The sequence below is a fragment of the Desulfurispirillum indicum S5 genome (genome assembly GCF_000177635.2).
GTDB classification, from domain to species: domain Bacteria; phylum Chrysiogenota; class Chrysiogenetes; order Chrysiogenales; family Chrysiogenaceae; genus Desulfurispirillum; species Desulfurispirillum indicum.
Window position 1 is genome coordinate 2,628,458 of record NC_014836.1, and the last position, 14,032, is coordinate 2,642,489.

The 14,032-nt window shown below is 52.2% G+C and carries 14 protein-coding genes; 10 read left to right on the forward strand and 4 right to left on the reverse strand.

Translation table 11 applies throughout. The annotated features are described in order from the left end of the window. Positions 1-130 precede the first annotated feature (130 nt). Positions 131-877 (forward strand): endonuclease NucS domain-containing protein, encoded by a 747-nt coding sequence (locus SELIN_RS12275; protein WP_013506965.1) that lies wholly within the window; start codon positions 131-133, stop codon positions 875-877. A gap of 266 nt (positions 878-1,143) precedes the next feature. Here the strand turns inward: SELIN_RS12275 and SELIN_RS12280 are convergent, their stop codons facing one another. Both SELIN_RS12280 and SELIN_RS12285 read right to left on the reverse strand, forming a co-directional pair. Beyond that, positions 1,144-2,253 (reverse strand): IS91 family transposase, encoded by a 1,110-nt coding sequence (locus SELIN_RS12280; protein ID WP_013506966.1) that lies wholly within the window; start codon positions 2,251-2,253, stop codon positions 1,144-1,146. Beyond that, the gene (locus SELIN_RS12285) at positions 2,253-3,164 is read right to left on the reverse strand and encodes a tyrosine-type recombinase/integrase (RefSeq protein ID WP_013506967.1); all 912 of its coding nucleotides are present in this window, start codon (positions 3,162-3,164) and stop codon (positions 2,253-2,255) included. The genes SELIN_RS12280 and SELIN_RS12285 overlap by 1 nt, the downstream gene beginning before the upstream one ends. A 351-nt stretch (positions 3,165-3,515) precedes the next feature. On the opposite strand from SELIN_RS12285, the gene SELIN_RS12290 reads away from it, so the two are divergent. The 6 genes from SELIN_RS12290 (at position 3,516) to SELIN_RS12310 (ending at position 7,430) form a co-directional block, all read left to right on the forward strand. Next, entirely contained in the window at positions 3,516-3,773 is a 258-nt protein-coding gene (locus SELIN_RS12290; RefSeq protein ID WP_013506968.1) for a type II toxin-antitoxin system Phd/YefM family antitoxin, read from the forward strand. Further along, positions 3,761-4,072, forward strand: coding sequence for a type II toxin-antitoxin system RelE/ParE family toxin (locus tag SELIN_RS14920; protein ID WP_013506792.1), 312 nt, complete (start codon positions 3,761-3,763; stop codon positions 4,070-4,072). The genes SELIN_RS12290 and SELIN_RS14920 overlap by 13 nt, the downstream gene beginning before the upstream one ends. Positions 4,073-4,948: 876 nt before the next feature. Next, positions 4,949-5,773, forward strand: coding sequence for a PDZ domain-containing protein (locus SELIN_RS12295; RefSeq protein ID WP_013506969.1), 825 nt, complete (start codon positions 4,949-4,951; stop codon positions 5,771-5,773). Between the two features lie 87 nt (positions 5,774-5,860). Next, on the forward strand, positions 5,861-6,616 hold the full coding sequence (locus SELIN_RS12300) for an HNH endonuclease (protein ID WP_013506970.1): 756 nt from the start codon (positions 5,861-5,863) through the stop codon (positions 6,614-6,616). A 257-nt stretch (positions 6,617-6,873) separates the two neighbouring features. Next, entirely contained in the window at positions 6,874-7,131 is a 258-nt protein-coding gene (locus SELIN_RS12305) for a type II toxin-antitoxin system Phd/YefM family antitoxin (protein WP_013506793.1), read from the forward strand. Then, the gene (locus tag SELIN_RS12310; protein WP_013506792.1) at positions 7,119-7,430 is read left to right on the forward strand and encodes a type II toxin-antitoxin system RelE/ParE family toxin; all 312 of its coding nucleotides are present in this window, start codon (positions 7,119-7,121) and stop codon (positions 7,428-7,430) included. The genes SELIN_RS12305 and SELIN_RS12310 overlap by 13 nt, the downstream gene beginning before the upstream one ends. Before the next feature lie 1,196 nt (positions 7,431-8,626). On the opposite strand, the gene SELIN_RS12320 is transcribed toward SELIN_RS12310, so the two are convergent. Beyond that, complete coding sequence (locus SELIN_RS12320; protein WP_013506971.1) at positions 8,627-10,192, reverse strand: PepSY-associated TM helix domain-containing protein; 1,566 nt, start codon at positions 10,190-10,192, stop codon at positions 8,627-8,629. Positions 10,193-10,345: 153 nt separating this feature from the next. Here SELIN_RS12320 and SELIN_RS12325 point away from each other — a divergent pair, with 153 nt between their 5' ends. Then, positions 10,346-10,822, forward strand: coding sequence for a hypothetical protein (locus SELIN_RS12325; protein WP_013506972.1), 477 nt, complete (start codon positions 10,346-10,348; stop codon positions 10,820-10,822). 127 nt (positions 10,823-10,949) lie between these two features. Next, entirely contained in the window at positions 10,950-11,312 is a 363-nt protein-coding gene (locus SELIN_RS12330) for a PilZ domain-containing protein (protein WP_013506973.1), read from the forward strand. Between the two features lie 77 nt (positions 11,313-11,389). Here SELIN_RS12330 and htpG read toward each other — a convergent pair whose 3' ends face one another. After that, on the reverse strand, positions 11,390-13,288 hold the full coding sequence (gene htpG, locus SELIN_RS12335) for a molecular chaperone HtpG (protein ID WP_013506974.1): 1,899 nt from the start codon (positions 13,286-13,288) through the stop codon (positions 11,390-11,392). Positions 13,289-13,445: 157 nt separating this feature from the next. Between htpG and SELIN_RS12340 the strand changes: the two genes are divergently transcribed. Beyond that, positions 13,446-14,006: a D-glycero-alpha-D-manno-heptose-1,7-bisphosphate 7-phosphatase gene (locus SELIN_RS12340; RefSeq protein WP_013506975.1), complete on the forward strand. Its 561-nt coding sequence runs from the start codon at positions 13,446-13,448 to the stop codon at positions 14,004-14,006. Positions 14,007-14,032: the final 26 nt, after the last annotated feature.

Here is a 14,032-nt window from a genome sequence, read left to right on the forward strand (position 1 = left end):
GATTTTTTTCAGAAAGAGAAGAATATTTCTGTCAAAATAATGCAAAAAAAATATAGTAATTGGAATGTAAGATACAGGAAGAAGCAGATTTTTCAGGAATGGATTGGGAAGAAAAAAAGAGAGGATGATAATGAAAACTGAGTTTACAAACTGGATGGTACGCTTCGAAAATAAATCACAAAATACAGCATATCAATATGCTCAATCGATTGATAAAATAAGTCGGCATCATTCTGAAATGACAAAAGAATATTATGATTTATATACGTCTACTGATTTATTGAAAATAAAGGGAATCGCTGTAGAATATGGAATTGGTGGGAAATATTCTGATTTTGGTAATTATGGAAATGGTACAGTTCGTAACGCAATAGCAACATACGTTCGGTTTTTAGAAAAAAAGAATATTGGCAAAGAAATTAATAAAATTGATTCAGATGATATTGAGTTAATGAAAGAAACCAATCAAGCATTAAAAGAAAATAATCTAAATGGAATAAACTTTACATATGAAAGAGATTTACAAAGCTCATTAATACTACAAGCAGAGCAATTATTTCCATCATATAGAATATTTGGGCAGAATAAAGAGGGGATTGAGTATAATATCGAAGGTAAAAGAATAGATCTTTTACTTGAGCATAAAAGTGAAGACAAATTGTTAGTGACTGAACTAAAAGCCGGAGTAGCTGATTTTAAAGTATTTGGGCAAATATCAATGTATCTTGGATTGTTAAGCAAAAAGTATCCAGAAAAAGAAATAAATGGAGTGATTATAGCAAGTGAAATAGATGAATCTTTAATTAATGCAACGTTAACAACAAAACGTATAACATTGAAAACATATAAAATGCAATTAATGCTTGAAGAAATTTAATCTAACGGATAAGGTTAGATTGTGCTCGCAAAGCGAGCCACGATCTGAACCGTTTGTTGGACGGGCCCGGTTATAGAAAATAGCTTTTTTGATCTCATGGTTGTTTAATCAGGTTTTCGAGCCGTTGCGATGCGGAAGAGGTGTCAGGCCTTGCAGATTTGCAACTTCATTGCTCATTAACGGCTGTTTCAGGCGTTTTTCAGGCGCAACTCTCCTATAGCGGCTCGCGCCGCAAGTCAATTTCACAATAATGGTTGTGTTGCGGCTTACATGGACAGAGCCTCCGGCTGTGCTGGCTGGTACAGTATGGCCGGAAGGACTCGTGGCCGTGAAACTCTTGTTGCAATGATTCCCATAGCTGCTCCGCAAACGGGACAAACGATAGATGGCCGTGGTTTTCTGTCGCGCATAAGCAAGCGCCATGGTTTTACTCGCAGTACCACTTGCAGCAGGCGGATCAGCTTTTTACTGCAGGCATGGAGAAACCCATACGATCTTGCTCGCCGGAATCCTCGGGGGAGTACATGGAGCATGAGCAGATAGAGAAAGTACTCGCCCGTGACGGTTCTGGTGCGATTTTCTGCGCTTTTGGCGTGGCGATACTGGAAGGTGACCATGCCGTCCTTGCAGTACAGGATGTCTTGTTCTCTGATAACACCTCGATACAGGTAGCGACCAAGATAGATCAGTGCCTTTTCGCCATTACCTGCATCCTTGCAGTCAACCACCCACTGTTTCGGGCAATCATACGGAACTGGCAGTGTGTTTTCGACGAAACTTTGAAGCAACTTGGCTCGAAACACCCTGGCCAGCGCCTTGTGGCTAAACAGATACTTCCCGGACTTTTCCTTCCACATTCTGGTCTTCAGGTTGATGCTTGCTCCAGGCATGATTACGTGGATATGGGGATGGTAGTCCAGGGTTCTGGAGTGGGTGTGAAGGATAGCGGTAAACCCAGGTGATCCACCGAGCTTTTTGTCATTACCGGTAAAGGATTTCAGAAGATCCTGCACGGCCGTGAACATCAGGGTGTAAACGGCTCTCTGGTTTTTCCATGCCATATCACGCAACTGCCCAGGCAGGGTAAAGGTGATTAGAAAGTATTGACATGGCAGCCGCTTTTCAAGCTGGTTCTCCAGCCACTGCTGGCTCTCGTGGTTCTGGCAGTGGGGGCAGTTCCTGTGACCACAGGAATGGGGAATGTAGACATGCTTTGCACACTGGTGATCCGAACAGTGAGCTACCATGTGCGGTCCATGTGCCTGTCTGCACCGAGCCATGGACTCCAGTGCCTTGATATGGCTTGGCAGGAGGTTCTTCTGGTAAGTGCGCAGAAAGCTTTTCCTGAACTCTTTGATGATTGTGGAGAGCAACATTATTTTCGCCCCCTCCACGTCAGGTCGAAAGAGTTCACAATGGAGTTGACGACCACCCTTGTATTATTGGCCGTTGTGGCAGTCAGGTGGGTGTACCTGGCAGTGGTCAGAATGCTGACATGGCCAAGAATCTGCTGCAGCTCAAGCAGATCTACTCCAGCTTCCAGCATATGGGTGGCATAACTGTGGCGCAGGGAATAGCATGATATTCTTCTCAGACCAAGATGCCGAACCACGCTTTGCATAGCAGACTGGATACCTCCCCTATCCAGAGGCAGATCAACCAGGTGGGCATTCTTCAGGCCCCTTTTCCTGCTGGGGAAAAGAAAGCAAGGATGCCGATGCACCGCCCAGAACTCTCGCAAGACCTGCAACGTCTTATCGGGCAGCGGCACCAAGCGATCCTTGTTCCCTTTGGCATCGCGAATATGCACCCGCATATTGCCTGTATCAATATCATCTACCGTAAGGCGGATACCTTCACCAAGGCGCAAGCCCATGCTGTAGCAGGTGAAAAAGAAGACCTTATAGCTCAAAGTGCTGGTTGCGGCGAATAACCGTCCGGCCTGCTCCACTGACAGAATATCAGGGATTCTGGAAGCTTTTGGGGGCTTAATCAGGAGGATATTCTCCCAAGGCTTGCGTAACACCTCGGAATAGAAGAATTTCAGTCCGTAGAGATCGAGCTTGACCGCACTCCAGGAGTGCGTATCCAGAAGCTCGGTGAAATAATCAAGTAATTGATCGGATGAAAGATCACAAACGTTGCCATCGAAATAGTGACCAATGCGCCGGAGCGCACGAGCATAGGCATCAATAGTTTTAGGTTGCAGGCCCCCTAGCTTGAGACATTTGAGGTGCTTCTGGTACAGTTTGTTGAAACTCGGATCTTGCGGCATGGTGGTGTTCATTGTAATCTCCTCGGTACTTGTATAGAGAGCGGTAGACGCTCCGCTGCTACCATTACCGAATACGGTGAGATTACAAGTGGTTCATCGTGGTGAAATGGGTTCGATCGGTATTTGTCTGCCGCGTAGCGGCTTCGTCCAACAAGCAAATGCAGCCGACGCAAAATACGCGCGGCTGATTTGGGCGTTAGCTGTCAAGATTGACCTCCGTGTCTTGAACAAGCAAATGCAGCCGACGCAAAATACGCGCGGCTGATTTGGGCGTTAGCTGTCAAGATTGACCTCCGTGTCTTGCAAGAGTAGTCATAAACCGACAAAAGTGATACTGTAGTGGCACTTTGAAGGAGGTAGCCCATGAAAGTTGAGCTTGTAACCAATCTAAAGCGTCAAGCGACAAGAATTCTTGCTGATCTGCATGAGAGCAAGGAAGCGGTCCTGATCACAGAACACGGCCAGCCATCCGCTTACCTGGTCGATGTTCAGGATTACGAATTCATGCAGCGCAGGCTGGCGCTGCTGGAAGGATTGTCCAAGGGAGAAAGGGCCATTCTGGAGGGCAGAACGACCTCCCATGAAAAGGCCAAAGAGCGGATGCAAAAGTGGCTGAAATAGTATGGACGGATCCCGCACTGGATCAACTGGAAGAAATCGCAGATTACATCGCGTTGGATAAGCCGGAAGCTGCCGCAGGGCTTGTTAAGAAAATATTTTCAACCGTGGATCGGCTTGGGCAGTTTCCGGATTCGGGACATGTCCCCCCCGAGATTCCAGGCTCGATATATCGTGAAATTTCTGTCAGGCCATGTCGAATATTTTACCGTCAAGACAAGGGTGTGGTTTTCATTGTTCACGTCATGAGGGAAGAAATGTTGTTACGTAAATTTCTTCTGGACGAGGAGTTGAACAGCTAACCATCAATTGCACGTGACCAGCTACGCTGGCACGTGAATATGTGCGTTAGGTGGCCAAGGATGACGCTTGTACCAACATACACTGAGTTCGAATGAGCGGAGACTCTTCGATCGATCGTTTGGAAGCGTTTCGCTCTCTTCATCGGGTACACAACACGGTACTCGGATTCGTCGCCTTGGTGGTTTTTGCCACCTTCATCGTGAATAACGTTGCGGCGGTCGACTTGCCCAGTCGCTGCCGAACTAAAGGACACCCCGAACTAAAGGACACCCACTTTGCGCTGTGCGCCCCTTGCCTTCCTTGGCGGGCTTTGCAACCCCGGTGAGCGTAGCGAACGGGCGAGAGATTTGCTTCACTCTTCTGGATTCGCGTTTATTCGTGTTCATCCGTGGTTTCAGCTGGCTGTTACCCTCCATCGGAAAACACGGAAGGCACGGAAAAAGAGAGAAAGACATACCTCTCGCCAAGCTCGCAAAGGCACTAAGGAAAGGCAGGAGGATTAACTGCGGAGCGGATTGGGGTACATGAGCCGATCTGAACGCAGAGCGTTTAAACGAGCTGCTCCAGGAATAAAATCACGCATCTGTCAATTCCATGGAGGTCAATGGTATTCCTGTAACATTTATTCTGATATCATACAGACTGAAGCAACTGGCGCGGCAATGCAACGCATCAGGAAGACGGTCTTTCCAATTGTGGATTTGACGGAAATACTGGCCCGGATAAAAGCCTGACAGGAAAGCATATTTTCATGAAAGAGTTACAGGATGCACAGTCAGGCGGGCATTTTTATCCGTCATTTTGTACGGTTTTTGAGAAAGTGCATAGCGTCACTTTTGACGCCTAAATATAGTTAAGTACACAAGGAGAAATCGATGAGAATCCTAATTTTATTGGTAGCCGCTATTACTTTGGCTGGGTGTGCTCAAAGTGGATACAAGCAATTCTATAATCCATACGTAGATGCTAGAACACTGCCTGATGTGGAGCTTATATCAGAAAGTGAAGAGCCACAGGTTTTTGGCACCGATAATTTTGACCGAGATATTCTCATTCTCCGTTCAAAGAAGTACATACCTGTAGGCTACTCTTCTTTTAATGGTGGTTACGAAGATACGAAAAACGCAGCGGCACAGGCCAAGAGAGTTGGTGCAACTATTGTGCTTGTAAGCTCTCAATACACAAACACCCAAACAACAACTTCAACATTATTATTACCCGACAATAAGACCACATATCATTCGGGTTCAGTCTACGGCAATACCTCATATAACAGTGCCAATAGTGGCTACCTGGGCAATAGCACTACGACAGGCACATACAGCGGCACATCTACGACTTATGGCACTAAGGCTGTTCCAATAACTTCGCATCAGCGTCGCTATGATCAAAGCGCAGTATATTTTGTTAAGTCAAACCAAAAGTATAAGTTTGGGGTGCAGTTTAACGATCTAACTCCAGCACAAAGAACCCAGTACGAACGAAATACTGGCGTTCTTATAAATGTCGTTATAGAAGATAGTCCGGCTTTTTACTCCAATGTTCTTGCAGGTGATGTACTTGTTGCTGTAGATGGCGCAACAGTCAAGAATACGAATCACGCTATGCAGTTAATGGGAAGTGTCCCGCCCTCTCAAGAACATTCGGTTTTAAAAGTAATTCGAAATGGCCAAGAAAAAGACATTCAGGTTCAGTTCTAAAGTGTACTTAACAAGCGCGTCAATTAGGACGCTCGCAAGCTCGCGCCTATTACGCGGGCGTTATGTGTGGAAGCGAAGTGTCTGCCAATGAATAGAAAGCAGTTTATCGAATCCCTGGGCGCTACCTGTCGGAATTGGACGTGGAGCTGGTCGTTCGTTAACGAAAAGAAAAAGGTGGTCATCTTTGGCGCTTGGGACAGGAACACCGATGGCAACACGTCCCTAATCCTCAGTGAAGACTGGGAGGTTGGCCGTAAAGGACGGAAGCAGCCGGCATATGAACAGGCCAGAGAACACATAAGACTCGTCGAAGAGGAAGGTTATAAGTTGATGACCTTCCCGATGAAGTACTCGGACGCGAACAAGGGTGAGGATGGCACCGGCCCAGCCAAGATCGAAGGATTCGAGCCGAAACTTACAGAAAAGTCTCTCAAGAAGGTTGCTGGGAAGTGGTACGCGTCCGATGGCCTGTTGGGAAGCCTTCTTCCCGAAGAGGTCGAGTCGCCTGAGCAGTTCATCGAAGGAGCGTCGAAGGTCATTGCCGTTAACACCTACGAGCGGAACGCCGAGGCGCGAGCCAAATGCATAAAGCATCACGGCTATGAGTGTGCCGTATGCAAGTTCGACTTTGCGGCGTTCTACGGTTCAATCGGGGAAAAGTACATTCATGTCCATCATGTGGTCCCGCTCTCGGAGATCGGGCGAGAGTACATTCTGAATCCAATCAAAGACCTCGTTCCGATCTGCCCTAACTGCCATGCCATCATCCATCGCACGCGGCCGGCTATAGACGTGGAGCAGTTAAGGAGGCATTTGGAGGAGAGAAATGGCAAAGACACATAACCAGTCGCTCCATCGGACGCCAAAAAGGCTAGCGCCTTTTCGGCGCCGCTGAGCTTCGCGAGTTGCTGAACGCTCTGTCCTCGGCGCGCAGCGGCTTCGCCCCACTTCCTTCGCACCGCGCTAAAAGCGCGGGCTCGGTGCGGGGGTGTCGCTCAACTCGCGCCCCGTTAGCTGTCAAGATTGACCTCCGTGTCTTGCAAGAGTAGTCATAAACCGACAAAAGTGATACTGTAGTGGCACTTTGAAGGAGGTAGCCCATGAAAGTTGAGCTTGTAACCAATCTAAAGCGTCAAGCGACAAAAATTCTTGCTGATCTGCATGAGAGCAAGGAAGCGGTCCTGATCACAGAACACGGCCAGCCATCCGCTTACCTGGTCGATGTTCAGGATTACGAATTCATGCAGCGCAGGCTGGCGCTGCTGGAAGGATTGTCCAAGGGAGAAAGGGCCATTCTGGAGGGCAGAACGACCTCCCATGAAAAGGCCAAAGAGCGGATGCAAAAGTGGCTGAAATAGTATGGACGGATCCCGCACTGGATCAACTGGAAGAAATCGCAGATTACATCGCGTTGGATAAGCCGGAAGCTGCCGCAGGGCTTGTTAAGAAAATATTTTCAACCGTGGATCGGCTTGGGCAGTTTCCGGATTCGGGACATGTCCCCCCCGAGATTCCAGGCTCGATATATCGTGAAATTTCTGTCAGGCCATGTCGAATATTTTACCGTCAAGACAAGGGTGTGGTTTTCATTGTTCACGTCATGAGGGAAGAAATGTTGTTACGTAAATTTCTTCTGGACGAGGAGTTGAACAGCTAACCATCAATTGCACGTGACCAGCTACGCTGGCACGTGAATATGGGCGTTAGGTGGCCAAGGATGACGCTTGTACCAACATACACTGAGTTCGAATGAGCGGAGACTCTTCGATCGATCGTTTGGAAGCGTTTCGCTCTCTTCATCGGGTACACAACACGGTACTCGGATTCGTCGCCTTGGTGGTTTTTGCCACCTTCATCGTGAATAACGTTGCGGCGGTCGACTTGCCCAGTCGCTGCCGAACTAAAGGACACCCACTTTGCGCTGTGCGCCCCTTGCCTTCCTTGGCGGGCTTTGCGACCCCGGTGAGCGTAGCAAACGGGCGAGAGAATTGCTTCACTCTTCTGGATTTGCGTATATTCGCGTATATTCGTGTCCATTCGCGGTAAATCCGGCTGCTCCTCCCAACTGCCTTTCCTTGGTGCCTTTGCGAGCTTGGCGTGAGAAGTTGCCTTTTGCAGGCTGCTGAAAAACCCTCATCTGCGGTGTTGCCTGCGTAGCTTGAGGTATTTCTGCAAGCTGTTTGGTATTTGCCGCTATCTGCGTTCATCTGCGAAATCTGCGGACAATATGCCTTTCTTCTTCTGCAGTTACGTTTTTTGCCTCGTTGTCTTTGCGCATCTGTGTTTATCCGTGCCCATCCGTGGTTACAAGTCGCTTCTCTCCCATATTCGCGTTAATTCGTGTCCATTCGCGGTAAATCCGGCTGCTCCTCCCTCCCCACTGCCTTTCCTTGGTGCCTTTGCGAACTTGGCGTGAGGAATTGCCTTTTGCAGGCTGCTGAAAAGCCTTCATCTGCGGTGTTGCCTGCGTAGCTTGAGGTATTTCTGCAAGCTGTTTGGTATTTGCCGCTATCTGCGTTCATCTGCGAAATCTGCGGACAATATGCCTTTCTTCTTCTGCAGTTACGTTTTTTGCCTCGTTGTCTTTGCGCATCTGTGTTTATCCGTGCCCATCCGTGGTTACAAGTCGCTTCTCTCCCATATTCGCGTTAATTCGTGTCCATTCGCGGTAAATCCGGCTGCTCCTCCCTCCCCACTGCCTTTCCTTGGTGCCTTTGCGAACTTGGCGTGAGGAATTGCCTTTCTCTCTCTCAAAATTCGCGTCTATTGGTGTCCATTCGCGGTAAATTCCCTCTTTCCACAGACAAAAAAAACGGCCTGCTGACGTTCCAGCAAAGCCGCTTTTCCAGAAACCTATTCCTCTGTCTGTGCGCTTTCCATGCGCTTTTTCTGCTTTGCCTTCCGGCGGCGATACCACCAGTCGTACAGGCCACTGAGCCCGATGATCAGCAGCAGTATGCCTCCGATGGGAACCACCAGCATGTAGCTTGTGCCCAGCCACTTTTCAAAGATACGCCCGTTATGGAACTCGAAGAGGTAGTGCCACAGGGAGAGGGGGGTGTTGCGGGCTATCTCGCGGGGCATGGCGGGTGGAATATCGGCACGCTGGGCGCTGAGGGGCAGCATGCCGTCGTGGTAGTCCAGGCGGAAGCGGGGATACCCTTCCTGCAGGATCACGCCACTGACCAGGTCGTTGCTCATGAAGGGGTTGCCGCCACGCAGCCCGGGCCTTGGCAGGCGCCAGACTCGCTGCGAGAGTTCCTCCCACACGAAGAGGCCGGAAAATGAGCCGACCAGGAAGAGTCCCGGCTCCATCTCTTCCAGCACGGTCGCTCCCATGCCATGGATGGAAATCGGCACTGAGGCGGGACGAAAGGGCGCGGAAAAATCAGCTGGCCCACGCCAGAAGCCGCTTTCCGTGGCCAGCAGAATGCTGTTGTCCCAGGTGGAGTAAAGGGCGCGCTGTATCTTGCCGCCCAGGCCGTGGGAGCGTTCGGAAAAGCTCAGCAGGGGGTGCTCCCGTTCCATGGAATAGGGGGCAATGGCAATGAGCAGGGGCGGACGCAGGAGGGCGCCACTGATGGCCAGCACGGCCAGGAAGGCCACGGCGTATACGCCCACTTTCAGGTGGTAGCGCCAGTTGAAGCGGAAGAAGGTGCCGGGGTTTCTGCGCCAGCGGGCAAACCAGCGGTTGCGGCGCGGCACATACCAGATCACCAGGCAGCTGATGCTCAGGAATACCAGGGCCAGTCCGACCACATCCACCAGCAGTTTGCCGGGCAGGCCGATGATGGTGCCGTTGTGGATGTCGTGCAGTATCCGGAACAGGGGAACCCGTCCACGGAAGTTTTCATCGGCGACGGTCAGCTCCACGGGTCGGAAAGAGAGTTCATCGGCCTCTGCCACAAACACCTGACGGGCGGTGAAGGCGACGATCTGCTGGCCAGCCCGTACCACGTCCACCACGTGGGGGGAGCGGCCAGCTCCTGGCAGTTCCAGCTGTCGCCAGGACTGCTGCGAGCGATCAAAGGCATAGAGTCCGCCACGGGTTGCCGCCAGCAGGCCGCCATCCAGGGGCAGCAGGGCCGAGGTGTCCCGTTCGTACAGTGCACGGGGAAAACCCTGTTCCAGTGCGGTGAACACGCCGTCGTCACCGCGCAGCACTCCGGCTTTGCCCGCCACAAACCAGGTGTCGTCGGAGTCAATAAATCCCTGGCGCACCAGCATGCGGTTCCAGTTCTGGTACTCATAGTTGACAGGGGTCAGGTTCCACGAAACGGACATGGAGCGAATCCAGCCGGGATTGTTCAGCAGAAGGCCGCTGGCTCCCATGGCCAGAAAATACAAACACAGGACGAGTCCGAGATACTTATGAATAGGTTTTGAAATACGAAAGAAAAAACGGTACAATGTGTTCAAAACAGCGTTCTCCTGTAGGAATGGGACATATTGAACTTCTCAGCACACACTCCCTGTGCATACCACAGCAGGCGCAGCGGAAAAATTGACCAGGGTCAATTTTTCCCGCACGGGTGACACCTATACTGCACCTATCAACAAAGGGGAAACCACATGTTTGACAATAACCGCCGCAAACATATTATCGCCACCACTGTGATATTCGGCATTCTCCTGCTGGCACTGGCTTTCTATTCCGCCAGCTTCTCCTCATGGAGTGACGAGGACAAAAGCAACATCATCCATTTCCTGAACTCCCTGGAGGCCAACGGGCAGGCGCATATGCTGATGACCTCCCGCACCAGCGCCCGTGGCGAGCTGTCTCCCACGGAGATTGAACAGGTCCTTGCCCTGCGGGAACGGGCCCTGGAGCAGGCCCTGCTGGTTGAAGACCGTGTTCTGGAGAAAGCCCACCGTGACCTGCCCCACCACTTCCGCCAGGACTATCAGCGCGGTCTGGAGGCGTCCATTCGCAACCTCAAAGGCGTCCGCAGTGGCAGCGCGCAGATCCAGGAGTCTCACCAGCTGGAAAGCTGGAACCACTGGATCAGCATCAACAAGCACGAAGTGCGCATACCACGGGTGCGCTGAACCCGCCGCCCACAAGCCCGGAAATACACCACAGCTGAAAATACTCACACAGAACATCCCGGCACCAGGGGAGTGCAGCGTACTTCCCCGCAGATGGATGTTTTCAGGTGCCATGCAAGGAGCCCCCATGGGAAGAGACAGCCGCAAGGCAACCCGCCGCAATCTTATCTACTACTTCCCCGTCTATACACAGGGGTCCCATCGGCTGCTGGGGCGCATTGTCGACCTGACCGACAAGGGGTTCATGCTCGTCCACGAGGAGCCCCTGCCCCAGGGTCACTACTTTGATGTGTATGTGAAGTTTCCCGCTGAAGCGCGGGAGTGGGAGAAAATTCACGTCCCTCTACGCGTTCTGAGCCGCTGGAGCAAGCGCGACATCAACGACAGCCTGCTGGCCACCGGCTTTGAGTTCATCGATAAATCCGAAGAGGCGGAATATCACATCAATCGCGTTATCATGACCTATAACTTTGAAAAACAGGTGACCTGAAGGGTCTTCTGGAAAATCAAAAAGCCCTCCGCATGGAGGGCTTTTGTCGTAAAGGTGTCGTGTGCTGAAATACCGGCTCAGCGCATGGCATTCTCGGCCATAATGCGCGCGACGGAACGGGCGTAAGCGGCGGGGTCGGTGGGTTTGGAGCCTTCCAGGATAAGGGCCTGGTCGTAGAGCAGGCGGGCGTACTCCTTCAGGGTGCCGCTGTCCTTGTCCTTTTCGTACAGGCCATTCATGGCGCTGAAGAGCAGGTGGTCGGGATTCAGTTCCAGGATGCGGCTGCCGGAAGGTACTTCCTGGCCCATGGACTTGAGGATCTTTTCCATCTGGGGGTCCATGTCGGCTTCCCCGGCCACGAGGCAGCAGGGAGAGTCCTTGAGGCGACCGGAGAGGCGCACTTCCTTGACGCTTTCGCCCAGTTCGTTTTTGATCAGCTCCAGCAGGTCTTTGTGCTTCTCCTGGGCCTCTTTTTTCTTCTCTTCGTTCTCTTTATCCAGGGTAATGTCGCCCTTGACGGCGGACTTGAATTCCTTTTCCTGGTACGTGTGCAGGCTGCTGACGATGAAGTCGTCGATTTCATCCAGCATGAAAAGCACTTCGTAGCCCTTTTCCTTGAAGGCCTCCAGGTAGGGTGAACCCTCCAGTTCGCGGCGGCTGGCGCCGGTGATGTAGTAGATGTGCTCCTGCTCGGCGGGCATGTGGCCAATGTAGGACTGCAGGTCGGTCAGCTTGCCCACTTCGGTGTGGGTGGACTCGAAGAGCAGCAGGTCGGCGATGGTGTCCTTGCGGGTGGGATCGTAGTGGATGCCCTCCTTGAGCACCTTGCCGAACTCCCCATAGAAGCCGAGATAGGCGTCGTTTTCGTCGCGCTTCATTTCACCCAGTGTGTCCAGCACCTTCTTGGTGATGGTCTTGCGCATCTGTTCCACCTGGCGGTTTTTCTGCAGGATTTCACGGGAGACGTTGAGGGGCAGGTCGGAGGAGTCCACAACGCCTTTGACAAAGCGCAGGTAGAGAGGAACCAGGTCTTCGCAGTGCTCCATGATCTGCACGCGGCGCACATAGAGGGTGGGGCCGATTTTGAACTCTTTGTAGAAGAGGTCAAAGGGCGCACGCGAGGGCAGGTAGAGCAGAGCCGAAAACTCGCTGGTGCCTTCGGCACGGTAGTGGATGACCTTGGCCGGGTCGGTGAAATCGTGGGCGATATGCTTGTAGAACTCGTTGTACTCTTCGGCGCTGACGTCGGACTTGTCCTTGAGCCAGATGGCTTTCTGGGAGTTGAGGGTCTCCTCGCTGATGACCTTTTTCGCGTCGTCGCCCTCGCCTTCGGTCTTCTCCACATCCATGACGATGGGATATTCGATATAGTCGGAGTAGCGGCGCACGATACCGCGCAGAGTCCACTGGTCCAGGAACTCCTTCTCGTCATCCTTCATCACCAGGGTAATTTCCGTCCCCTTGTTTTCCTTGGTGCAGGCATCGATGGTATAGGAACCATCGGCGGCAGACTCCCAGACCACGCCACTTTCAGCGGGCTCACCGGCCTTGCGGGTGCGCACGGTGACTTTGGAGGCCACCATAAAGGTGGAGTAGAAGCCGACGCCGAACTGGCCGATCAGCTCAGGATTATTCTGCACCTCTTCGCTCTTGAGGGCCTGGATGAACTCCTTGGTGCCGGAGTGGGCGATGGTGCCCAGGGACTTGATGACATCGTCACGGTTCATGCCGATGCCGTTATCGCTGATGGTGATGGTGGCGGCATCCTTGTCGATGGCAATTTTGATCTTGCCGTCGCCCTCGCCCTCCAGCAGACCGCTGTTGGTCAGGGAAAGATAGCGCACCTTGTCGATGGCGTCGGAAGCGTTGGATATGAGCTCCCGCAGGAAGATCTCCTTGTGGGAGTAGAGGGAGTGGATCATCAGGTCGAGCAGTTGCTGAACTTCCGTCTTGAATTCCATGGTTTGGGCTGTCATGTCTCTATGGCCTCCAGGATTGTATTGCATATTTGCTGGCACTCGGATTCCTTGAGTGCCAGCGCATTATACCCATCTGACGTAAAAAATCAACGCAAAGCTTGCGCCCGCGGAGCGGGTAACGTACAAAAGCGCCAGAGACCTCACAGGAGTACACATGCCCTTCAGCGCCATTTTCCTTGACCGCGACGGCACCATCAATCGCGAACTCGAATACCTGCACCGCATTGCGGATTTCGCCTACGAAAAAGAGGTTCCCCAGGCCCTGCAGGTGCTGCGCGCCCTGTGCGACCACCTGGTGGTGGTCACCAATCAGTCCGGCATCGGGCGCGGCTACTACCGCCAGGAGCAGATGGATGAGCTGAACCGCTTCATGGTGGATGACCTGCGCGACCGCTACGATGTCGCCATCGACGCCATCTACCACTGCCCCCACCACCCCTCACGAGACGGGGAGTGCCTGTGCCGCAAACCCTTGCCGGGAATGCTGCTGCAGGCTGCCCGTGAACACGGGATCGACCTGCAGCGGGCGTGGATCATCGGCGACAAGGACGCCGACATCCTGGCGGGCTACGCCGCGGGATGCCAGGGGGGCATCCTGGTCCAGACCGGCCACGGCAGGGAATATGACAACTTCACGCCCCCCCAGGAGCGTCCCTTTGCCTTCCAGCGCTGCGCCACCCTGCTGGAGGCCGCCCGCTTTCTGCAAGACCAGTAGCCAGAAAAAAAAGCCCGCAACCCCAG

Bases quoted from the DNA above. Each gene is read 5' to 3' on its own strand.
- SELIN_RS12275 (WP_013506965.1), top strand. From the start codon at position 131: ATGAAAACTGAGTTTACAAACTGGATGGTACGCTTCGAAAATAAATCA.
- SELIN_RS12280 (WP_013506966.1), bottom strand. From the start codon at position 2,253: ATGTTGCTCTCCACAATCATCAAAGAGTTCAGGAAAAGCTTTCTGCGC.
- SELIN_RS12285 (WP_013506967.1), bottom strand. From the start codon at position 3,164: ATGAACACCACCATGCCGCAAGATCCGAGTTTCAACAAACTGTACCAG.
- SELIN_RS12290 (WP_013506968.1), top strand. From the start codon at position 3,516: ATGAAAGTTGAGCTTGTAACCAATCTAAAGCGTCAAGCGACAAGAATT.
- SELIN_RS12295 (WP_013506969.1), top strand. From the start codon at position 4,949: ATGAGAATCCTAATTTTATTGGTAGCCGCTATTACTTTGGCTGGGTGT.
- SELIN_RS12300 (WP_013506970.1), top strand. From the start codon at position 5,861: ATGAATAGAAAGCAGTTTATCGAATCCCTGGGCGCTACCTGTCGGAAT.
- SELIN_RS12305 (WP_013506793.1), top strand. From the start codon at position 6,874: ATGAAAGTTGAGCTTGTAACCAATCTAAAGCGTCAAGCGACAAAAATT.
- SELIN_RS12325 (WP_013506972.1), top strand. From the start codon at position 10,346: ATGTTTGACAATAACCGCCGCAAACATATTATCGCCACCACTGTGATA.
- SELIN_RS12330 (WP_013506973.1), top strand. From the start codon at position 10,950: ATGGGAAGAGACAGCCGCAAGGCAACCCGCCGCAATCTTATCTACTAC.
- htpG (WP_013506974.1), bottom strand. From the start codon at position 13,288: ATGACAGCCCAAACCATGGAATTCAAGACGGAAGTTCAGCAACTGCTC.
- SELIN_RS12340 (WP_013506975.1), top strand. From the start codon at position 13,446: ATGCCCTTCAGCGCCATTTTCCTTGACCGCGACGGCACCATCAATCGC.